The following is a 23303-nucleotide window of genomic DNA, read 5'->3' as shown; positions in this document are numbered from 1 at the left end:
TTTGAATTTATTATAAGTATATAAAAACTTATTAACAAAGACAGCTACTAATTAATAAATTACAGCTGTCTTAAATTTCAATATATTCACTTTAATCTATAGTAATTAAACTATAGTTTTGATTACTAGATTTTTGTGTTTTAATAAATCTATTTCATAAAATTGGACTGGCTCCCTTGTGTCACTGTCATATAAAACCCTTATCAAAGGCCTATCTGGAAAACCTCTATTTTGATGTATAACATACCCTTCAACTCCATTAGATAGTTTAACGCAAGCTCCCAAAGGATATATTGAGAAAGTTTCCTTAAATTTTTCAACTACCTCAATGTCAAACATTGTTTCTGAATTCCCAAGTATTAGCTCATATGCATCATTGGGAGAGAACTTCCTTCTATAACATCTATCACTGCTAACGGCATCATATACATCGCACAAACTAACTACTTTAGCATATTTTGATATTTCATCTCCATGTAATTTATAAGGATATCCTTTACCATCGATTCTTTCATGATGTTGTTCTACAATATCTATTACATTTTCAGAAATTTGTTTATTATTTCTTAATAATTTGCCACCATATAATGTATGATTTTTTATTTCGGCAAATTCTTCATCATTTAATTTTCCTTTTTTATTTAATATCTTTAAAGGTATTTGTGTTTTACCTATATCATGCAGTGAAGCCCCTATACCAAGATCTTTTAACTCGTCCTCTTTAAAGCCCAATGAAATTCCTAAAAAAGAAGTCATTACACATGTATCCAGAGAATGAAGGTATGTATAATTATCATGAGTTTTTATATCATATAGACTTTTATTAACATCACCAATATCTATTATATAATCCACAAGATTTTCTATTGATGATATAGCTTTTTTAAACTTTTTCCCAGAGTATCCATGGATGTTTTTACTAATATCTGCTACACTTTTAATTGTCCTTTGCTTTAATTCTATAAGCCTTTCATCTTCTACATTTATATCCTCTAATCTTTCATCTTCTACATATATATATAAGACACCCATATCTTTTAGTTTTGATAAATAGTTATTAGTTAATTTAATACCTGTTCTAAGCAGCATTTGACCATCTGAACTCAATATACTTTTACCCAGCACCTCGTTGTCTTTGACTTTGTCAATGAACTCTAACCTCATAATATTTCTCCTCATTAAATACTATTTAGATACATTAAAATATAATTTCTCTCTTTATAGATAAATATTAACAATATAGTACCACATTTTTCTATAATTTAAAATAGAACATACATATTTCAATTTTCTTTTTATTATAGTTAATATTTAATTAAACTTTCATATAATTTATTCATCTTAATAGTCACGAGTTTTAAATATTTCTACATTCTTTCTAATAATTTAGGCTACAAATATTTCCATATTAGTTAAATAAGTTGGTCTCTATTTTTTTCTACAAATTCCATTACTATTTTTATCTGATTATAGATTTCTTCACATATATCTTCTAACTTTTCACTCATTAAATCAAAATCATCTGTATATTTAAATTTTATTATCCAAGTTGGATTATATTCTCCTTCTACTTCTTCTATAGAGCATGTATATTTTTCAAATACTTCTGTATTAAAATGGTCTAATATAGAGTTATATTTCCAATCCTCCATATCTTCATCTATATTAAAAACTATATTCACAAAACTTCCATCATAATAAAACTTCTCTATATACATGGCTCCTTCTCCTAATTCATAGCTATCCATTTCTCTTATAAATTCATTACTTTCCATATCTTTTTCTATTAGAATTAATGATTTAAATTCCATTTATATCACTCCTTATTTACATTTATTTACTTTAGTGTTATAATATATATATATTTTTAAAAAGGATTTATTCCTATTATATTTTATTTTCATTATAGAATACTTACCATTATAAAATATACTATACATATTCTAAGAAAGGAATATTATTTGTATGAAAAAAAAATTATTTAATAAAAAAAATATTTTTTTATTCTTTTTTATCCTATTATTATTTTTATTCAACCAATACCTATTCTCTAAAAAATATAAAGATATAGAATTTGTTGTAGAACACCATATGACTAAAAAGCTCACTAATGTAAAACATAAGTTATACTCAATAAACAATTTTAATGTAATTTTCTCTGATGGACAAACTTCTGTTGTACAAATTAACGGTCTTTCTAAAAGATCTCCCCATGCTAGTACTACTTACGAGATATTCTTACAAAAAAACAAAAATCATTCATGGAAAGTAAAACGTTTATATAAAATAAAATAGATTATATCTTCTCATTTCTTGTGATCTGTCCCCTAAAAATATTATAAGAGACAGCTTTTTTATAAATCTATAACTATAAAAAAGCTGTCTCTTATATTTTTATATACAAAAACTTTATTTCTCACTGCATTCCTCACACAAGCCTTTTATCTTTATATCTAACTCTTCTTCTATTGTAAATCCTGTTCTGCTTTTTATAATTTGTTCCAATTGTTTAATAGGACAATCTATTTCAATTTCTTTATGACATATAGCGCATTCTAAAATATGCTTATGTTTATCTGGATTTATCAAGTAATTATACTTACCATCTCCTACATCAAATTTATCTATTATACCTTCTTTATTAAATAACTCTAAATTTCTATAAACTGTTGATAAATCAATGTTAATATTTTTTTCTATTAACTTATGGTGTATATACTCTGCTGTAATAGCATCTTTATTGTCACTTAATATATAAAGTATATTTCTTCTTCCTTTTGTAACTCTCAATTTATTTTCTTTTAAAAACTTTTCAATATTCATAATATCACCTTATAAATAAATATTATATTAATTATTTATCATTCATATACCTATTTTAAATTGTTTCTATTTTTCTTTAAAAAAATATCATTTTCAAACCAAAAAATATTAAAATTATTCCACCAATATAATCCGCATATTTTCCTATAACATCTATTTTCTTTAAATATTTTGAAGTTATAAATGCTAATATGCTTACAAATAAAGTTACAATTCCGATAAATAAAGTATCTCTAAGAATCAATAATCCGCTTTGTATTTTATTTAAAGCTGTAAATCCTACAACCATAGCATCTATGCTCACAGAAATACCTAGAATTATATTCATACCTGGTTTTAATATTTTACAACTATCTTCATTCTCAATTCCTTCCTTTATCATTATAATACCAACAATACATATAACAACTCCTCCAACAATCTGAGGCATGGTCGCAATATATTTATTAAATAAAAATCCTGCATATCCTCCTATTATAGCAAATAGAAACTGAAAAAAACCAAAATATATTGCACAAGATGATTTATATTTTAAATCTACATTATTATTTAATCCTATACAAAGTGCTACTCCAAATGCATCTAATGATAAAGCTATTGCTATTAAAAACAAAGAATAAAAATCCATAAGTAATCTTCTCCTATTCATACTATTAATGGGGCCATGTCACGATAAATTCAAATTTTTAATATTAATTTAATTGATTATTCCTATATTCTATGCCATTTCAACTCTGATATATTACTATCTAAAAAACGATATGCTAACTTTGTTGGAAATGATATTGATCTTACTGATGAAAATATAAATATTTCTAAAAATATTATATTACTAAAAATCATACTAATATAAATTATACATCCATATGAAAATATTAAATTCATTATTTCTGTTGCTTTAAATTCCCATAAAAATAAAGAGAACTTCTTAAATTCTTATAATTTTTTGAAGTTCTCTTGTGACCTGTCCCTTAGTATTCCTTAATATTTTATTCTCTTTCGAATATAATCTTACAAGTACTTAAGTCAAAGTCTTCTTCTATATTAACAACTTCTTTTTTGAAAATTAGACTTAAAACTCTAGCTTTATAAGGATTTACCGTAAAGTTTTCTATATCAAATACTCCTGATAAAATTGTTTCTCCTTTTTGGGTTTTTAGAGTTATAGGCATTTTTGTCATAGTTACTGCTTCATCTGTAGCATTTCTCACAAGTAAAGTCATAAGTAAGTCTCCATTTTCATATTGAGTAATTGTAAATACTGAAATACTCCCTTGTCCTCTTTCAAGCTTAGGTAAAGATTCCAAAAACTCTTTAAATACTTTTATTTCACTTTCTTCTATTCCTTCTGGTATAGATTCTAATTCTATATTTACATATCTAACTCCTTTAACATCATTACCTCCAAAAACTACCTTCCAATCATCCTGTGGTATCTTATCCACAAGTATATTTTGTTTATTAAAATTAAGTTTTACAGGTATAGCCTTGCCTGATGGTATATCACCTTCTTCTGAAAGGTCAAATACTTGATATGCTAATTTTTCTTCTTTCGAATTTATGATGTATATTGGAACATCTTCAAAATTAATTTTTTGACTTAAACCATTTGCTAAATATGCTTTAACTTCAACTTTATCTCCTTGATCAAATGCATATATTCCAGCTATATTTATTTTTCCTTCCTCTACCTTAGGAATAACTTCTCTTAGTTCTTCTTCCAAGTACTCCTTTTGCACATCAGAAATTTTTCTTTTGGAATCTTCATCTAAATAGAGTTCTACATCTATATATTTTTGCGAACTGTCCCTACTTTCTCTGTCTTTCATATATATCCTCCAATTCTGTAAATAAAACCATTTATTTTAGTGAATAGTTAAGTAGATTTTTCTTCTCTTAGTTCAGAAAAATTTTATGCAATTAAAATTTTTTTCGAAATGACAATGAAGAAAAAATATCCATAATTATTCATTGTTAATTGTTCATTATTTTTTCTATTCTATTCCTATAATTTCTAAATCTCCTTCTGAAGCATATTCAGCAATTTTTCTCATTTTGTTCTCGATTTCTTTAGACAACACCCCAGTACTACCTATTAAAGTTATTTTGCTATCTTTAGTTATATTATTTCTAACAAAACTTTCTGAAGCTTCCCTATCAGTACTACCTGCAGAATTCCCACTTAAAACTAATGGTGAACCTTCTTTTGCTGCTGCAGCTGAAGCAACTAAAGCATCTGCAAAATTTCTTACATTGTCATTGCCTCCTGATGCCATATAAATTTTATTAAATGAAAGATTTGATTTAAAATAGTTCAATACATTTATATTTGTTTTATATCTATTTTTTCCTTGAGCAACTCTCTTTCCATTAACTGATTTTATTACTGTATCAGGTAATACAGCTGCCCCACCTACTGCCATAACTTCTAACTTGCTATCATCTATAACTTTTTTAACCTCTGGATCCATTTTTTTGGAACTAGAAATCAAAACAGGAATTTCTAGTTTTGCAGCAATAGATGCAACACTTAATGCATCAGAGTATCCATCTTGTCCATTTACTAATATAGCTTTTTTAGCCCCTGTTCTCTTTATAACTTCCTTTGCAACTACAGCATTTGTATCGTATCTATTTCCTCCGCTTTTAGCATATCTATTTACTTTTAATCCACTGGATTTTAAAGTTGACTCTATAGATGGCTTTACAACACCTTCTCCTCCAACTATGTATACATTTTTAGCTCCTATCTTTTTTATCGTATTTAAAACTCCACTAGTTAATTTATCCGCCTCAGTCAATAGTATAGGTGCATTTAACTTTTTTGCAAGAGGTGTAGCACTAACAGCATCTGCATAACCTTGTCCATTTACTAAAATAACATTTTCACATTGACTAAAAACGCCTTCTGCCACCTGTCTAGCTGTATTGTATCTATCTAATCCTCCTAGTCTATCTAATGTTGCCGCCTTAACTATTCCAGCATTGACAGTTGTGACTAGCACCGTAGATAAAACCATTGCTCCTAAAAACTTAAAATATCTCTTTTTTAACATCAAATTCTTCCTCCTTTAATAAAAAACACACTATAACTATAGTAACACCTTTTTATTCTACAATTATAATATGTCTAATTTTATCTTAATCATATTACTAATAATTTTTAATTCTTTGTACCCACATTCCCCATATTCAATTAAAACCTTACAATTTATCCACTAGGATTTAATAAAGCCTTATTTTATTCCAATATTAATTTAATGTTACCATTATTACATTATATTAGTAAAGACTTATATGTAATAATTTTTTTGTAATTTAATCCAAAGTGCACTTATGTATTTATATCTAAATTATAATTAAATTTATTGTAATTATAACTAAATAAATTACATATACTATATTATATTTTATCAGATTATGCCATCAAATTAAATGATTGAGATATTTAATTTATTATAAATAATTTTATCTAGATTTGCGATCTGTCCCTATTCCCCTTTATTTAATACTTAAAGTACCAAGAATATTAAATTTATTCTTGGTACTTTAAATTTAATTGTTTATTACCTTTTTGACCTGTCCCCTATTCTGTTACTGTTAAAGTCAATTTAACCTTTTTATCATACTTTTCTACAGTACCATAGAAAACATAAACTCCTGATTTATTGCTTTGTTTTGTTCCATAATCCCAAATAACAGAAAGTTCACTTCTACTACCATCACTCATCTCTGCTTCAACCTTTTCAGGTAATACAAATCTCTCTCTACTCTTAGCTTCTTTATTTATATCCTCTATTTTAACTGGTAATGGTCTTACTATTAATATTAAATCAACCTGTCTGTTGTATCCGTCTATTTCTCCCACAAAGCTATAAATTCCTGGCTTAGTAGTATCAACTCTTGTTAAATTCCAAGTTACTGAAACCTCTTCCATATTTCCATTGTTTGCTGTTACTACTATAGTTGGTGGTGGTGTAAAGCTTTCATTTTGCCATATTTCTTTTCTTATATTTTCTGTATCTGCCACTCTTAAAGGTAAATATTTTAATATTTGTTCTACGTTATAACTTACAGAAGCACTTCCACCTAAAATACTTACATTATTTATTATTTTTGACTTCATGAAACTTTTGGTACTATTACTTAAATTACCTCCTGCAAGTACTATAGGTGACGATGATTGGCAAGCCAATGCTGATGCAGATAAAGCATCTGCAAAATCCCTTGAGGAAGCTACATATACATTACCAAAATCCAATTCATTTTGGAATGCATTTATTATATCTATATTTCTTTTATATATATCTCCATTTCCTACTCTTATTGCATTAGGTATTTTATTAAAAATCTTGTTACTTATCTGATCTTGTCCACCTATTACATATATTTGTTCAGCTCTTTTATTGCTTTTTAAAAACTTTTCAATAGACTTTGGTATATCATTTTTAGCAACGGGAATTACTGCCATTTGCTTTAAAGCAGCTATTGGAGCTATAGAAACTCCATCATAAAAACTTGCGCTATTTATAACAGCTATTTGCTTTGGCCTTCCAAGTTTTTTAGCAATTTCTAGAGCTGTATCATATCTATCCTTCCCTCCAAGCCTTGTAACTTTAATACCTTTAGCTTTTATGCCATCTTCTACATTCTGTGATATTACCCCTTTTCCTCCAATTACATATACATTTTTAACTTTAAGTCTATTTAACTGCATGGATGTATAAACATTCAAAACTCTGCTATTTGTTAAGAGTATCGGTGCATTATGTTTCTTTGCAAGGGGTGCAACACTTAAAGCATCTACAAAATTATCCCCGTTTACTACAACTGCCCAGTCACTTTCTTCACTCCAACCATCTTCACATATTTTAGCTGCTGTTTCATATCTATTTCTTCCATTAAATCTTTTAGTTGTTATCTCTGCAGCTGCTACTTTATTTCCTGGGAATATATTTATAGCTGAAATCACAAGTAATAGTATAACTAATTTAAAAGTATTAATTTTGCCTTTTTTATATTTCATTAATGTAAATACCTCCTTTATCATAATTAATCTACAAGCACTATTTATCTAATATAGAATCCATAGCTGCAAAGAAACTTCTATCTTTATCATATTTCTTTAAATTTTTATTAATCATGTAGTATTCTATTTCCTTGTTTCTTAACTCACCTTTTAAAAGTCTAGCCTTTTCATTATTACTATAGCTATTGCTATATTCTAGTTGTCCAATTTGTGATTTTAATTGTGACATGTCCCTTTCACATTCTATAGCTGCATTTTTATAAAAGTCATATTTATAATCTGAATACACATAGTTTATTCTATTTCTTGCTTTTCTCTTTTCTTTTTCTTCAAAGTACATATTAATTTTAGCTTCTAATTCCATGACTTTATCATTCATTCTATTAGTTTTATTAACCATTCCATATCGATTTATTACTTTCTCTAAATCTTCTTGCATCATTTTTCTAACTTGCATAGAGTAGGTAGAATCTTCTATCATAGATTTAAGATCTTTTTCACGGTTAAGAAGTTCTCTAGCTGTAAACGCATTGCTATATCCAGAGTTAGATTTATATATCACCTCATAAGGATTGTATTCATGTTTATAAGTATCTTTAAGATCTTTAGATTCCTTTGAAATATCATCTAATTCCTTGTCCTTATAAGTTTTTCCTGGTATATCCTTAAAATTACTATCTATATCATTTTTAGATGCTACATAAGTATTCTTCTTGTCAAAAACATGTGGAATATTTGATATTAAATCTAACTGTTTTCTATCATCATCCCCTAATAATGATCTCTGTATTGTCAACTTTCTAAGTGTCTTAAACTTTTTAAACTTCTCAACATCCTTTATATTATTTCCCCATACATTTAACTCTTCTAAATCCTTTAAATCTTTTAAATCCTCTATATAAGATATGTTATTATCATTTAAATATAAAGTTTTTAAATTATCTAGCTTCTTTAAGCTATCTAAATTACTTATGCTATTTTTAGCTAAATCTAACTCTGTTAATCTCTTTAAATCTTCTAAAAATCCTAAACTTGATATACCTGTATTGCTTAATTTTAATGTAGTTAAATTCTTTAAATCAGATAAATCACTTAACCCACCTATGTTGTTATTATGTGATAAATCTAAATAATAAAGATAAGTTAAATCTTTAAAATCTTCAATATAGCTTATATCATTCTTACCTAAATTTAAATATTTTAGGTACTCTAATTTTTTAAGAGAATCCACATACCTTACATTATTGTTATTTAAATTCAAATAATTTAAACTACGAAGCTCTTCTAGAGGTTCTAAATCTTCTACTTTATTTTCTGATAGATTTAGACTTTCTAAATAAAACATATCTTCTAAAGGTTCTAGATTCTTTATTTTATTATTACTTAAATTTAACTCTTTAAGACCTTCAAACAATTGAATTCCATCTATTTTTGATATGTTGAATCCTGATAAATCTAATATTTTAACATCCCTTACTTTAGATTTATAAATTCTTTCATTTTCATTTGTTATACCTAGCTTTTCTCTAACAGCTCTTTCCATATTGCCATCTTTAAATTTAATTTCTTCATCTTCTATATAATCTACTATATTATTTACATAGTTTTCAGATATAACACCCTGTCCACCTACAATATTCATTGTAGCTATTTTTGAAAAATTGTCAGATATAAAACTCTTTAATAAGTTTCCATCAGATGTATTTCCTATTACAATAGGTGCTTCTCTTTTAGCAGCTAATGCATTTACAGAAAGAGCATCCGCAAATGCAACACCAGAAGCTACAAATATTTCTTTATATGAATTTAACTCATTCGGAAATTTATTGATTATGTTTATATTCCTTTCATATACAGTGGAATTTTTAACATATTCACTAGCTTTAGAATCTATTCTTTCTAAACCATTTTTATGATTTCGTACATGTATTTCAAATTCACTTGCTACTTTATCACTTATTTGTGACCTGTCCCCCACTATATACACTTTATTGAACACTTTTTTATTTAGATATTTTTTAGTAACATCCGCTAAACGATCTTTAGAAGTTAATATTATAGGTGCTCCTTTTTTAGCAGCAATTGGTCCTGCAGATAATGCATCTGCAAAATGATTAGATGTAACTACAAATAATGTTCCTGGGTTTCCCAGTCTTTCTGCAACTTTAATAGATGTTTCGTATCTATCCTTGCCCCCCAGCCTTTCTGTAGTAATTCCCATAGCTTTTATATCTTGTTCTACTTTAGGAGAAATTGCGACCTGTCCTCCAATTATAAATACCTTTTTTACTCTCATTCTAGTTAATTCTTCTCTTGTATTTCTATTTAAACTTTTACTATTAGTTAATAAGATAGGAGCATCATGCCTTTTAGATAATGTAACTGCACTTAGAGAATCCGGGAAATCTTCGCCAGATGCTATTATTGCATAATAGGAACTACTCCATCCTTCTTTTGCTATCTTTGATGACGTTTCATATCTGTCTTTACCATAAATTCTTACTTTAGCTGGTTTTCTAACATATTTTTTTTCCTTATCGCTATCTTTCTTAGCTGCCTTAACAGCAGTTAGAGGTTGTAAAATCATAGTAGTAACTAAAAAAGTACCACATAAAATCTTTGCAATTCTTTTTTCACATTTACTTTTAATCATAAACCTATCCTTCCTTCTTAATATAATCAGATGATCATGAACACAATATTAAGTAACTTATAATATTTATATGTGTTCCCAGACCAATACTCCATTTTTCTATTGTTATCGTAGAAATTTCTTAATTCTTAACATACATCTATATAATTAACATTATAACAAGATGATTCCATATATAAATAACAATAAAAAACCCAAAACTTATAAAAGTCCTGGGTTCGTATATTACTAATGTATAGAATCTAAAATAAAAGTTTAAATTCTTCACTACATTTAATATTTTTATTTAATTATCTTAGCATCTATACTTTTATTCTCTACATATCTATAAACTGGTAATTCATTATTTATTTCCGCTGGAATTATATTAAACTTTACAAAACTATCTTCAGCATCTGGTTCTAAACACATAGCTATTAAATTGGCATTTGGTTGATCCATTGTAAATACATAGCTTCCTTTAGGAAAGGCTGCATTCTTTTTATTTACATCTACAGTAACATCATTTCTTAAATGTCCTTCGTAATAATTTGTGTCAATCTTTTTATCTTTAACTTTATATGCTTCTACTGGAAGCTCCATATCTTTATTTAACTTTCTTACAACCACCCCTGAATAAGATAATCTCTTAGCTACTTCATGATAGGCTGGAGGAAGTATATAGGCTGTTGGTCTTACTCTTTCTAAAGTTGGTATTGCTTCTTTACTGCTAAAAACTTCTACATCTAGTTTTACTTTTTCTCCCGTACCAATATCTATAATATCTAATTTATCATTGGCAACTTTCTTATGTAGATCTCTTAATACTAATTTGTCATTAGGATCTACAGTTTTACCTAATTTAGTTATTTCTTTTCGTGCATTATCTATAGTTTTCTTTACTAAATCTGCATTATTAGCAGTGCTTCTTATTATGTTTTGTGCTGACACTATATGACTTAGTACTCTTCTTTCAAAATTTTCTTTACCAATACCTATGCCCCTTGATTCAACCAAAAATGAAAATGAAGGTTGAAGCCCATAGGCATTTCTTCCTATTTTAGGATCTGTCCCCGCTTCAAATATAGTTGGCTTGCCCCCTTTTTCAGTAAAAGTATAATAATCATAGTTTGAAAAATTTCTAGAAGCTAAATCTTTTTGAGCATTATTTACAAATAAATTATCAGAAACCTTTCTTACATCCTTTGGTATATTTAAATTTTTAGCAGAAGATATTAAAATGTCATGGTAGACTAAACCACCTTTACTTCCTACATTTTTAAACTTACCAAAAACTGAATATTCATGAGCATCTATTACAACTTCCGGTTTAAATTCATTAAAGGCTTCATGAACTAAAATAGTTTCTTGTATATCAAATTTTAAGTGGTCTCTGTTACTATCTAATTTTGATGCCATTTGTCTTTGAAAATAAAAAGAACCGTCCCCATTGAATCTTGGAAGTATCACCACTGAAACCTTTCCTAATACTTCATCTCCTAATTTACCTGCAAGGTTTTTAGCTACCCCTAGGGCACCCTCTCCTCCTGCAGGTTCATTTCCATGTATTTGCCCTTGAAGCCATACAACTGGTCTTTCAAGTTTTAATATATCTGCTGCATTAGAATAAGATGGATTACTAAATATTAATAAAGGAATTGGTTTGCCTTCTTGGGTTTGTCCAATAATTGAAACCTTCATATGATTACTAGTTTTTTGAAGATCATAGATAAATTCCATCATTTCATCATGAGATGTAAAATCTTTCTTACCTTCTTTAAAAGCTGGAGTTAATATAGGTCCTGCTGGTTTTGGAAAATGTTTTTTAATTATATTTTCAGGTTGCTTATTATAATCATTTGGTAAATATGGAGCTGCAAACACCTGGGAAAATGATGATAAAATTAATGATAATGTTAAGGCCATAGTTGTTATAATTTTATTAACTCTTCTTTGATTAAACATTACAGCACTTCCTTTCGTTTTTACATTTTTCTGACTATTCTTAATACACAATTTAATTTTAGCGTTTCCCGTGTGTTTTGTCAATATATGGTTATAATTTCACTATCTATCTTTTAATTAAAATAATGCTTTCTTTCTCCCATATCCTGATATATTCTTTTCTTTAAACTCTCTAACTTTTATATCTGTATCTTCAGGTACATATATTTTAGCATTTAATTTTGCTTCAGAATTTTTCGCCCTTATTATAGCACTTGTATCTTCCTTAGTTTTTATATCTGCATTACTATATACATCTACATCATTAAATCTTCCATATAATACGACTTCATTATTTTTATCTGATCTTATTTCAACATTTTTAATAACAGCATTAGAGTATGTCTTTAAATATGCTTGTCCTTCTACTTTTATTGTTTTATCAAAATTCCCTTTAAATTGTATTGTCTTTTCATTAAGTGTTTCTGGTATTATAACTTCTCCAAAACATCCATCTTCTACTTGAAGTATTGCACTAGATAAAGATTTTGTTTCTGATATATCTGTGTCTTGTTCTAAAATTACTCTTGCATTATCCCTATTTAATATATCTAATTTTTCTGCTTTAGTTGATATTAAATTTATTCCTTCTTCTCTACCTGATAATACTATTATTTTATTAGCCATTACATTTTCTAATTTACATGTATTTTCACTTCCAGGATTAATATAAATAGTTCCATCTACTTTTACATTTGATAATAATATATTATCATTTTCAATATATAAATTTCCCTTTATTTTGCTATCTCTTAACTCTGCATTCTTAACTGTAATTGCTAAGTTTCCATCTATATTTTTATCTTCAAGCTCCTTTTCAGTTTTTATAATTTCACCTGTTACTTTCATTTCACCTACAGCTGTATCTGAAATATTTTTAACTCCACCTAAAACTGTTAAATTAGTTGTTGGATAAAGTTTTTCTCTTGCTAAATCTCTTGTTACGCTATTTAAGGTTTGTCCAGTTAAAATTACTGGTGCTCTATTTTTAGCTGATAGGGCTGAAGCTGATAGACCATCTGCAAATTCTTTTCCTGTAGAACCTACCCCTAATGCCACGTATGCGTTTTCAAAATCAAATTCTATGGCAAAAGCTTTTATAATTTCTGAATTAGTTTCAAATCTATCTTGTCCATATATTCTTTCTGGACTTGGTACTAAATTTTTTACTGTATCACTAATAGCTTCAGTTCCACCTATTACATAAGTTGTTGTTGCACCTATGGATTTTATATATTCTTTTGTAGATGTTGGTAGTTCTCTAACCTTTGTTAAAACTACTGGAATTCCTTTTATTGCTGCAACTGGTGCTATTGATAAAGCATCTGCATAGCCTTCTCCTGATGTTAATATAACTTTATTACTTTCCCCTAATTTTTCTGCAATTTTAACTGAAGTCTCATATCTGTCTTTTCCTTGTAGTCTTTCAGTATTTTTTACTACTGATTTAACTTTATTTTCTATTTCCTCTGATATAGAACCATATCCACCTATGATATAAAGCTTTTTTACTCCTAACCTTTTTAGTTCTTTTAAAGTTTCTTCATTTAATGAATTCTTCTTTGTAAGGAATATAGGAGCATCTTTAGCTTTTGCTAGTGAAGTTGCACATAGAGCATCAGCATAATCTTCTCCTGATGCTAGTATTGCGTAATCTGATCCTGATTTCCACCCATTTTGCGATATTTTTACAGCTGTTTGGTATCTATCTACTCCACAGATTCTTGTAATTTTCGCCAATTCCGCTGCTGATGTTTTTGTAGTTGTTATAGCAGTTGTTAAACTTAGCATTGTGGTAATACAAATAGATAAAAATTTTTTACCTTTTTTAAACATCTTAAATTCCTCCCCCTCATCTCAATTAAAAATATAAATACATTTTTACATATATATCTTAAATTTTACTTTACATTCTATAAATACTATTTTAATACATTTTATCATTTTTGTATAATATCGCTCCCCAATAATTAGTAATAAATTTCATTTATAGTTAAAATATATGAACTATCATAATCTTTTACTACATATAACTCTCCCATACATAATAAAAACCGATGGCTATTTAATTAAATAACCATCGGTTTTTTATTAATTTAATGCATTATCTTTTCCATCTCCAGTTATATTATGCGGCCTAATTCTTCTTATATTAACATCTGCCCCTTTAGGAACATAAATTTCGGCTTTTGTTTGTGCTTCAATAGTTTCTCCAAATATTCTAGCAGAAGCTTTTTCTGTAATTTTTATATCTGCTGCTGTATAAACTTTTACATCATCAAACTTTCCATCTAATATAACTACATCTTCTTTATTTGTCTTTATTAAAACATCTGTAACATAGGCTCCACCTATGGTTTTAAGCTCAGTTTGACCTTCTACTATTATATTTTCAGTAAAACTTCCTGTTAACTCAAGTTCTTTATAGTTTGGAGTTTTAGGAATAATTATTTCTTTATAATCACCTTGATAATTTTCAATTAAAGTATTAGCTAAAACTTTAATTTTTTTGAGATCCGTCCCTCTTCTTATGCTTATCTTTGCCTTTGTTCCACTTTTAATTTCCAGTAAATTTGCATCTACATCTTCTAAATAAATCCCATCATTTTCATTTCTTGCCGATAAAACTATGATTTTATCAGCCTTCACCTTTTCTAATCTAGTCTGTCCTTTTCTTCCTGGGTCAAGATATATAGTTCCGCTAACCTCTACATTTTTTAGGGACACATCATCGCTTTCTACATATAAGTTACCTTTAATTTTACTATTTTTCAACCTTATACCATCTTCTGAAATCATAGCATTTCCAGCGGTATTTCTAGTATATTCCTTATCTTTATTTAAAAAATTATCCGTTATTGTAACTTTTATATCCTCTACCAGCTTATCTGATACATTATTAGCTCCACCTAATACTTTAAACTTAGTATGTGGAAATAACACTTCATTTGATATAGCTTTTGTACTACTATTTAAGTTTTTTCCTGTTAATAAAACAGGTGCTCTGTCCTTAGCTGCAACAACTGCTCCAGTTAAAGCATCTGCAAACTCATTGCCTGTTTCTCCTGCTCCTAAGGCTATATATGCATTTTTATAATCAAAATCTAATATAAAATTTCTTATTATTTCAGCATTGGTTTCAAATCTATCTTTTCCATAAATTCTAATAGATAATGGAAGTTCTTTTTCAATTGTGTCACTTATAGATGCAGTTCCTCCTATTATATAAATAGTTTTAACTTCATCTTTTTTTAGATAATCTTCTGCTAATTTGGGTAACCTGTCCCTAGGAGTTAATATAATAGGCATACTGTTTATAGCAGCTATAGGTGCCGCAGATAAAGCATCAGCATACCCTTCTCCAGAGGCTAATATCACCTTTTCTTTATTAGGAAATCTTTGCGCCATTTTCATAGAGGTCTCATATCTATCTTCACCTTTAAATCTTTCCACATCATTACTTATCTTAGATTTTATTTCATCTTCAATATGTTGTGATATAGAACCTTCGCCCCCTATTATATAAACTTTTGATGGATTTAATCTTTTTATTTCTTGTAAGGTTTTCTCCTCTAATTTATCCCCCTTGGTAAGTAGTATGGGTGCATCTATAAGCTTTGCAAAGGGTGATGCAGATAATGCATCGGCATAACCTTGTCCTGATGCTAGTACCACATATTTAGCTCCGTTTTCCCAACCTTTTTGAGATATTTTTATAGAAGTTTCATACCTATCCTTTCCCCAATATCTTTCATGAGATATATCAGATGCTTGTACTTTTCCTAATGAAGTAAAACTTGTTAATAGCATAGATGCTATTAATGCAATTATAAAATTTCTTTTCAATTGGAACCACTCCTTTATGATTTAGTCCATAATCTCTTAATCTATTACATTATAACAATATTTTAAGATTATAATTTAAATCCCTCCATTTCCTTAATACTCCTATTATCAATTATAATTCTATATATCAAATAAAGTCCAATGAAACAACTTCACTGGACTTTATTTGATATATCCTAACACTTTAGAATATTCCGACTTTTTATTTTACTTACATACTATTCCAATCTTTGAAAATAAAATATATACACAAATCATTAATATACTTATAACTATTGAAACTAATTTAGATTTACTCCAAGGTGTTATATCAACTTGTTTAGTATATTTTTGAACATAATCATTTTCACGTGGTTTGATTTTTCCTATTATAAGCATTACAACTACACACGCTGGAAATAAAAAGCCTAATACATGTAAGAAGTTGACATGTCCCCAAACTATCTTAGATATACTATAAAATATAATATGAAATACCAATGCTATCTTTGGTGCTATTGAAGGAACCTTCTTTGAGAAGAATCCAACTAAAATAGCTGCTAAAATAGGTACATTATAAAAACCATTACATTCTTGCAAATAATTATATAAACCTGATGGTGCGTTAATTATAAGCGGTGCTATAACCATTGATATTATAGCTAAAATAGCTCCGAACTTTTTACCAACATGAACTAACTCTTCATCTGTAGAATTTGGTTTAAATATTGGTCTATAAATATCTAAAGTAAATAAGGTTACTGAACTGTTTAAAGCACTATTAAAGGAACTTAAAATAGCTCCAAATAACACTGCTGCAAAGAATCCTGCTAAAGATTTTGGTAAAACATCCACTACTAAAGTAGGATATGCCATATCTTGATTAGACAGTGACCCTCCATATAAATGAAATGCAATAATCCCTGGCAAAACTAAATATAAGGGTCCGAATAGTTTAAAAAATCCTGCTAAAAGAACACCTTTTTGTCCTTCTGCTAAGTTTTTTGCTCCAAAAGTTCTTTGTACTATAGATTGATTGGTACACCAATAAAATAAATTATTAAAAAGCATTCCAGTAAATAATACGGTCCAAGGAACGGGTGAATCAGCTCCTCCTATAGAATTTAATTTTTCAGGATGAACTGTAATCAATGTGTCAACTCCCTGTGCAAGACTTCCTCCCCCTAATTTAATTAATGCAAATACAGTAATCATAAATCCACCAATTAAAAGTCCCACTCCATTGTAAGTATCTGATACTGCAACGGCTTTAAGTCCACCAAATATAGCATATATAGAACCCACTATTCCAATGGCCCAAACTGTCATAATTAAAGCTTGCATTTGCCCAATTCCAAATACTTCTGGTACATTAAATATACTATTTAAAACTACAGCCCCTGAATATAATACCGTAGGTAAATAAGCTGCCATATATCCAATTAAAAATAATATAGATATTATCCTACGAGTACATGAATCATATCTTTCTTCTAAAAAATCTGGTATAGTTGTTATTCCACTTTTTAAATATCTAGGTAAAAATACTTGAGACATAAGTACCAAAGCAAAAGCCGAAGTTACTTCCCAAGCCATTACTGCCATTGTATATTTATATCCTTGTCCATTTAATCCTACCATTTGTTCTGTAGATAAATTGGTTAGCATTAAAGATCCACCTATAAAAACTCCCGTTAAGCTTCTCCCTGCAAGGAAATATCCGTCTTGGCTAGATAAATCATCATTTCGGGTTTTATACCATGATAAAACTGCAACTAAGGCTGTAAAAGTTACAAATGATATACACGTTATTATGCTCAACTTTATTCTCCCCCCCTAAAAATCCCATTATTTTATATATAGTAAAGGTTTGATTTGCAAATTTTAAATTTACATTTATAATATGGGGTATAGTGTTTATATAAATTTTCAACATTTATATTATTTTATAGGACATACTGCTTTCATATGGTTATATTTGAAAGTAATATGCCCTTTTTTTATAACTACTATTTTAATTCTATTAACTTTCCGGTTTCAAAAGATTCCTTACATGCATAGGCTAAGGCTGTTGAATTCACGCCATCTTCTACAGTTATTTTAGGTTGTCTTTTTTCCATTATACAATTTATAAAATCTTCTGTTTCAGATAAATATGCTTGTTCAAATCTTTCTAAGAATCCTTGAGAACACTCTCTTATAGCCCCCTTATCATTAAATACAGTAACCATATTCTTCTCTGGTATGGTTCCTATTCTTAAAGTACCTTTTGTGCCTATTATTTCTGTTTCTATATGATATCCATGGGCACAATTTCTTCCTGCCACAAATATACCCATTGTTCCATTTTTAAATTTAACTAGGGCTGCTCCTGTTTCTGCATCATTAATTTCTTTAAAGTCTTCATACTCATAGGCATCTCCTATAGCCCACACCTTTTCAGCTTCTGAATTTAAATACCATCTTGCAAGATCTAAATCATGTATAGCCATATCTAAAAATAACCCACCACTATAATTATTTTTAGCAAAATTCAAAAAACTTTCTATAGAACAAGATGGATCTAATCCATAGCATCTTATAAGCATTGGTTTACCAATTTCCCCATCTTCTATCTTTTCCTTTGCATATAAGTAGGATTTATCATATCTTCTCATAAATCCAAGCATAAATATCTGTTTATCCTTATATCCATTAACTACTTTAGCTAGTTTTTTAGTTTCTTCTAAATGCAATCCAAGAGGTTTTTCACTAAATACATGAAATCCTGCTTTTAGGGCTTTCTCTATTTGTGAACAATGAAATCCTGATGGCGATGATATAAATATAGCATCTAATTCCTTATTTTTAATCATTTCATCAAAATCCGTATATCCATACTTAACATTAAGTTTTTTTTGAGCTTCATCAACTTCATCTTTTATTACACTACAAACTGCAGTAAGCTCTGCATTAGATATTCTTAAAGCTATATTTTCTGCATGTTTTCTTCCAAGTCTTCCTAAACCAACAATGCCAACCTTTATCTTATTCATATTTTCCTCCATTAAAATCTGTAAGATATTGATTAAATCGCTGCCTTTTCCTGTATATACTTTCTAGCTTTTATAGCATATTCAAGTGGATTTGCCCTTGCAGGGTCTTGCTCTGCTTCTACTAAAAGCCATCCTTCATAATTATTCTCTGCTAATATGTTAAATACGGGTTTAAAGTCTATATCTCCATCTCCTGGAACAGTAAATGCTCCTAATTTAACAGCCTGTAAAAAACTCATCTTCTTTTGCTTTACTATCTTTACTACATCTTCTCTTATATCTTTCAAGTGAACATGCTTTATTCTATTTATATATTTTCTTAAAACAACTATAGGATCTTCTCCGGAAAATACAAGATGCCCAGTGTCATATAATAGATATACAAGTGTAGGATCTGTCATTTCCATCAGTTTATCTATTTCTTCTGTAGTTTGAACGCCCGTTCCCATATGATGATGATAAACTACTTTCATATTTTTTTCTTTTGCAAGTTTTCCAAGCTTATTTAAACCTTTAGCTAAATCTTTCCACTCTTCTTCTGTAAATATAGGTTTTTCTTCAAATATAGGTGTTTCCATTTTCCCTTGTATACTATGTCCTTGTTCTGATATAACTATTACCTTTGATCTCATTTCATAAAGAAAATCCCTGTGTTTTATAAAAGCTTTTTCTGTTTCTTCATAAGGTTTTGTAGTTAAAAAAGCACTAAACCATGCACTAGCAATTTGCATATCTCTAAGCTCTAAAGCCCTTTTAAGAACTTTAGTATCCCTTGGGTATTTATTCCCCACTTCTGTTCCTTTAAAACCTGACAATGCCATTTCACTTATACATTGTTCAAAAGTGTTTTCTGCTCCAAGTTCTGGCATATCATCATTAGTCCATGCTATAGGCGCTATTCCAATTTTCACTTTATCTTTATTAAACATAAATTTTCCCCCAATCCTTTAATCTGATTTGTTATAAACCTATTTCAGAGATCTTAACTGCTCTTCCTTCTTTTAATGACTTTGTAGCAGCAATTCCTATTAATACTGCATTAAGTCCATCTATAGCCGTTACAGGAACTTCTTTGTCTTCTTCTATAGCTTTTACAAATTCTTTTATTTCATCAGCAAAAGATTGCATATATCTTTCTAGGAAAAAATATAATGGTTTCTCTCCAGTTACACCATCTTTTGTACTAACCACAGCTGTAGAATTAGCATCATTACTTATTTGAACTGATCCTTTTGAACCAAATACTTCTGCTCTTTGATCGTAGCCATAAGCTGCCTCTCTGCTATTATCTATAACACCTAAAGCTCCATTTGCTAATTTTAATGTTATTATTGCAGTATCTACATCCCCTTCCTTCTTTATATCTGGATTTATAAGTGCATCCCCTATAGCATATACTTCTTCTACCTCACTTCCAGATAGATAACGAACCATATCAAAATCATGTATGCTCATATCTAAAAAAATTCCACCTGAAACTTTTACATATTCTATTGGAGGTGCTTCTGGGTCCCTTGATGTTATTTTTATTATATGAGGTTCTCCAATTTTACCCGCTTTTATAGTATTCTTAATAGTTTTAAAGTTATGATCAAATCTTCTATTAAAACCTACTTGAAATTTAAGATTAGATTTTTCAACTTCCTTTAATACCTCTTTTATTCTTTCAATATCATGATCAATTGGTTTTTCACAAAATACATGTTTACCTGCTTTTAATGCCTCAATAGATATCTTTGAATGAGTATCTGTAGATGAACATACTAAAACAGCATCTATTTCTGGATCATTTAATACTTCCTTATAATCTTTGTATGCATTCTCAACTCCCATGGATTTTGCACAATTTATACCTTCTTCGTTCATAAATGGATCTGCTACAGCTTTAAGTGATACATTAGGAACATATTTAGTTAAACTTTCTGCATGTACCTTACCTATTCTTCCAAATCCAATAACTCCTAAATTAATCATTACCTTCATCCCCTTTTTTATCTTTGAATTAAATTATTATTGATTTAATATTTTCTAGCTTTGGCTAAATGGTTTATTTTACTTTCATACGCTTTATTTATTTTAGGATTTTTTGATTTTTCTGATACCCCAACATGCCACCAGGATTCATATCCCCTTGTCATAGTTTTAGGTAGTATTTTTATATCAATTAATGTAGATATTTTTTGCTTTTTAGAATCTTCTATTGCATATCTAAGCTTATCTATTGTATTTACTTTATAAGTTTTAACCCCATATCCTTCAGCAGATTTTGCAAAATCAATTTTTAAAAGCTTTCCATCAAGTTTTCCTGTTTCACTATTCCTATGTCTAAATTCAGTAGCAAAGCTTCCCATACCATTAGACATTTGAAGATTATTTATACATCCAAAACCTGCATTGTCAAACAACAATATATTTATTTTCTTTCCTTCTTTTATACTAGTAATTAACTCCGAGTGAAGCATTAAATACGCTCCATCTCCTACCAAGGAATAAACCTCCTTATCTTCTTCTGCCAATTTAACTCCTAATGCAGCAGAAACTTCATACCCCATACAAGAATATCCATACTCCATATGATAAGTATTACTCCTTTTAGGACACCATACCTTATGTAGGTCTCCTGGTAAGCTTCCCGAAGCTCCTATTACAATTGCATCATCATCTAAAAGCTCATTTAGTTCTCCCAAAACCTTTGTCTGTGTTAAACAGGAATCAAATTCTTTATAAAACTCCTCTACTACCTTATCACAATGACCTGCTATTTCAGGTACAAACTCTTTTTCTGTATACTCTATATTAAAAAGCCTATTAAGTTCTTTTTCCCATTCATTTTTAGCTTTTTTTATTTCATCTTCATAATCTGAAGAATATCCTTGTCTTTCTAGCTCATTTGCTATTGTATCTAGTCCTACTTTTGCATCTGAAATAACTTTTAGCGCATCTAATTTATTAGCATGGAAACTAGATATATTTATAGTTAAAAACTCTACATCATCATTTTGAAATAAAAACTTTGAACAAGTTGTAAAATCAGTAAATCTAGTTCCTACTCCTATTATCAAGTCTGCATCTTTTGCTATACTATTAGCTGCAGAATTTCCAGTTACCCCTATTCCTCCTAGATTTAATCCATAACTCCACTCAATTGCACTTTTACCCGCCTGCGTCTCTCCAAAAGGAATATTAAACTTTTCTGAAAATCTTTTAAGTGATTCTGCTGCTTCTGAATACCTAACACCACCACCACATATTATTAATGGCTTCTTTTTTCTTTTTATAAGCTCTACAGCATCTTCTATGGCTTGTTTTGAAGGAGGTGTTCTTTCTATTCTATGAACACGTTTTTTAAAAAAATATTCTGGGAAATCATAAATTTCTCCTTGCACATCTTGAGGTAATGCTATGGTTACTGCTCCTGTATTTGCAGGATCTGTTAATACTCTCATAGCATTTATCATAGCTGTCATAAGCTGTTCTGGTCTATTTACTCTGTCCCAATATTTGCTTACTGCCTTAAAGGCATCATTGGTAGTAATAGATAAGTTATATGTTTGCTCTACCTGTTGGAGCACTGGATCTGGTTGTCTTGTTGAAAAAGTATCCCCTGGTAACAACAATACAGGTATATTATTTGCTGTAGCTGTAGCCGCTGCTGTTACCATATTAGCAGCACCTGGTCCAACAGATGATGTGCACGCATATATTTGTTTTCTATTACTTTGTTTTGCAAAGGCTATAGCTGATTGAGCCATTCCCTGTTCGTTATGTCCTTGATAAACTTCTAAATGACCTGGATCTTCTTCTAGTGCTTGTCCTATTCCTAAAACATTGCCGTGTCCGAATATTGTGAAAATTCCTTGTACAAATCTATACTCCTGTCCATCTAATTCTACATATTGTTGATTTAAAAATTTTATAAGTGCTTGAGCAGTTGTTATCTTGATAGTTTCCACCA

17 protein-coding genes are annotated in these 23303 nt (G+C 28.9%); 1 reads left to right on the top strand and 16 read right to left on the bottom strand.

The window, feature by feature from the left end; translation table 11 throughout:
* Nucleotides 1-105: 105 nt before the first annotated feature.
* Both B5D21_RS09495 and B5D21_RS09490 read right to left on the bottom strand, forming a co-directional pair.
* A complete protein-coding gene (locus tag B5D21_RS09495) occupies nucleotides 106-1164 on the bottom strand; it encodes an HD-GYP domain-containing protein (RefSeq protein ID WP_035111153.1) in 1059 nt (352 codons plus the stop codon).
* Nucleotides 1165-1412: 248 nt separating this feature from the next.
* The gene (locus B5D21_RS09490; RefSeq protein ID WP_011098816.1) at nucleotides 1413-1811 is read right to left on the bottom strand and encodes a DUF6762 family protein; all 399 of its coding nucleotides are present in this window, start codon (nucleotides 1809-1811) and stop codon (nucleotides 1413-1415) included.
* Nucleotides 1812-1965: 154 nt separating this feature from the next.
* On the opposite strand from B5D21_RS09490, the gene B5D21_RS09485 reads away from it, so the two are divergent.
* On the top strand, nucleotides 1966-2295 hold the full coding sequence (locus B5D21_RS09485; protein WP_035111150.1) for a hypothetical protein: 330 nt from the start codon (nucleotides 1966-1968) through the stop codon (nucleotides 2293-2295).
* Between the two features lie 114 nt (nucleotides 2296-2409).
* On the opposite strand, the gene B5D21_RS09480 is transcribed toward B5D21_RS09485, so the two are convergent.
* The 14 genes from B5D21_RS09480 to iolD all read right to left on the bottom strand — a co-directional run bounded on the left by B5D21_RS09480 (nucleotide 2410) and on the right by iolD (nucleotide 23301).
* Nucleotides 2410-2823: a Fur family transcriptional regulator gene (locus B5D21_RS09480; RefSeq protein ID WP_011098815.1), complete on the bottom strand. Its 414-nt coding sequence runs from the start codon at nucleotides 2821-2823 to the stop codon at nucleotides 2410-2412.
* Nucleotides 2824-2899: 76 nt separating this feature from the next.
* A complete protein-coding gene (locus B5D21_RS09475) occupies nucleotides 2900-3451 on the bottom strand; it encodes a manganese efflux pump MntP (RefSeq protein WP_035111146.1) in 552 nt (183 codons plus the stop codon).
* A gap of 361 nt (nucleotides 3452-3812) precedes the next feature.
* Nucleotides 3813-4652, bottom strand: a complete 840-nt coding sequence (locus B5D21_RS09470) for an SLAP domain-containing protein (RefSeq protein ID WP_011098813.1) — start codon at nucleotides 4650-4652, stop codon at nucleotides 3813-3815.
* A 165-nt stretch (nucleotides 4653-4817) separates the two neighbouring features.
* A complete protein-coding gene (locus B5D21_RS09465) occupies nucleotides 4818-5879 on the bottom strand; it encodes a cell wall-binding repeat-containing protein (protein WP_035111142.1) in 1062 nt (353 codons plus the stop codon).
* 530 nt (nucleotides 5880-6409) lie between these two features.
* Nucleotides 6410-7849, bottom strand: a complete 1440-nt coding sequence (locus tag B5D21_RS09460; RefSeq protein ID WP_035125490.1) for a cell wall-binding repeat-containing protein — start codon at nucleotides 7847-7849, stop codon at nucleotides 6410-6412.
* Between the two features lie 40 nt (nucleotides 7850-7889).
* Entirely contained in the window at nucleotides 7890-10505 is a 2616-nt protein-coding gene (locus B5D21_RS09455; protein WP_011098810.1) for a cell wall-binding repeat-containing protein, read from the bottom strand.
* Between the two features lie 282 nt (nucleotides 10506-10787).
* Entirely contained in the window at nucleotides 10788-12449 is a 1662-nt protein-coding gene (locus tag B5D21_RS09450; protein ID WP_035111139.1) for a M14 family metallopeptidase, read from the bottom strand.
* A gap of 117 nt (nucleotides 12450-12566) precedes the next feature.
* Nucleotides 12567-14324 carry a cell wall-binding repeat-containing protein gene (locus B5D21_RS09445; protein ID WP_011098808.1) on the bottom strand — a complete coding sequence of 586 codons (1758 nt, stop codon included), beginning with the start codon at nucleotides 14322-14324 and terminating at the stop codon, nucleotides 12567-12569.
* Nucleotides 14325-14579: 255 nt separating this feature from the next.
* Entirely contained in the window at nucleotides 14580-16334 is a 1755-nt protein-coding gene (locus B5D21_RS09440) for a cell wall-binding repeat-containing protein (RefSeq protein ID WP_011098807.1), read from the bottom strand.
* 207 nt (nucleotides 16335-16541) lie between these two features.
* Nucleotides 16542-18134 carry a solute:sodium symporter family transporter gene (locus B5D21_RS09435; RefSeq protein WP_011098806.1) on the bottom strand — a complete coding sequence of 531 codons (1593 nt, stop codon included), beginning with the start codon at nucleotides 18132-18134 and terminating at the stop codon, nucleotides 16542-16544.
* Between the two features lie 188 nt (nucleotides 18135-18322).
* Nucleotides 18323-19348 (bottom strand): Gfo/Idh/MocA family protein, encoded by a 1026-nt coding sequence (locus B5D21_RS09430; protein WP_035111133.1) that lies wholly within the window; start codon nucleotides 19346-19348, stop codon nucleotides 18323-18325.
* Between the two features lie 32 nt (nucleotides 19349-19380).
* Nucleotides 19381-20277 (bottom strand): myo-inosose-2 dehydratase, encoded by an 897-nt coding sequence (gene iolE / locus B5D21_RS09425; protein WP_011098804.1) that lies wholly within the window; start codon nucleotides 20275-20277, stop codon nucleotides 19381-19383.
* Nucleotides 20278-20308: 31 nt separating this feature from the next.
* Nucleotides 20309-21322, bottom strand: coding sequence for an inositol 2-dehydrogenase (gene iolG, locus B5D21_RS09420; protein WP_035124725.1), 1014 nt, complete (start codon nucleotides 21320-21322; stop codon nucleotides 20309-20311).
* A 44-nt stretch (nucleotides 21323-21366) separates the two neighbouring features.
* Entirely contained in the window at nucleotides 21367-23301 is a 1935-nt protein-coding gene (iolD, locus tag B5D21_RS09415) for a 3D-(3,5/4)-trihydroxycyclohexane-1,2-dione acylhydrolase (decyclizing) (RefSeq protein ID WP_035124721.1), read from the bottom strand.
* Nucleotides 23302-23303 lie beyond the last annotated feature (2 nt).

This window comes from Clostridium tetani, assembly GCF_900167265.1.
Taxonomy (GTDB): Bacteria; Bacillota; Clostridia; order Clostridiales; family Clostridiaceae; genus Clostridium_G; species Clostridium_G tetani.
Note: the sequence above shows the minus strand (reverse complement) of the source record. Positions and strands in the feature narration are given on the sequence as shown.

Excerpts from the sequence above, each read along its gene's own strand:
- B5D21_RS09455 (WP_011098810.1), bottom strand. The coding sequence starts at position 10,505 with ATGATTAAAAGTAAATGTGAAAAAAGAATTGCAAAGATTTTATGTGGT.
- B5D21_RS09445 (WP_011098808.1), bottom strand. The coding sequence starts at position 14,324 with ATGTTTAAAAAAGGTAAAAAATTTTTATCTATTTGTATTACCACAATG.
- B5D21_RS09480 (WP_011098815.1), bottom strand. The coding sequence starts at position 2,823 with ATGAATATTGAAAAGTTTTTAAAAGAAAATAAATTGAGAGTTACAAAA.
- B5D21_RS09495 (WP_035111153.1), bottom strand. The coding sequence starts at position 1,164 with ATGAGGTTAGAGTTCATTGACAAAGTCAAAGACAACGAGGTGCTGGGT.
- B5D21_RS09465 (WP_035111142.1), bottom strand. The coding sequence starts at position 5,879 with ATGTTAAAAAAGAGATATTTTAAGTTTTTAGGAGCAATGGTTTTATCT.
- iolE (WP_011098804.1), bottom strand. The coding sequence starts at position 20,277 with ATGTTTAATAAAGATAAAGTGAAAATTGGAATAGCGCCTATAGCATGG.
- B5D21_RS09470 (WP_011098813.1), bottom strand. The coding sequence starts at position 4,652 with ATGAAAGACAGAGAAAGTAGGGACAGTTCGCAAAAATATATAGATGTA.
- B5D21_RS09450 (WP_035111139.1), bottom strand. The coding sequence starts at position 12,449 with ATGTTTAATCAAAGAAGAGTTAATAAAATTATAACAACTATGGCCTTA.
- B5D21_RS09475 (WP_035111146.1), bottom strand. The coding sequence starts at position 3,451 with ATGGATTTTTATTCTTTGTTTTTAATAGCAATAGCTTTATCATTAGAT.
- B5D21_RS09490 (WP_011098816.1), bottom strand. The coding sequence starts at position 1,811 with ATGGAATTTAAATCATTAATTCTAATAGAAAAAGATATGGAAAGTAAT.
- B5D21_RS09460 (WP_035125490.1), bottom strand. The coding sequence starts at position 7,849 with ATGAAATATAAAAAAGGCAAAATTAATACTTTTAAATTAGTTATACTA.
- iolG (WP_035124725.1), bottom strand. The coding sequence starts at position 21,322 with ATGATTAATTTAGGAGTTATTGGATTTGGAAGAATAGGTAAGGTACAT.
- B5D21_RS09430 (WP_035111133.1), bottom strand. The coding sequence starts at position 19,348 with ATGAATAAGATAAAGGTTGGCATTGTTGGTTTAGGAAGACTTGGAAGA.
- B5D21_RS09485 (WP_035111150.1), top strand. The coding sequence starts at position 1,966 with ATGAAAAAAAAATTATTTAATAAAAAAAATATTTTTTTATTCTTTTTT.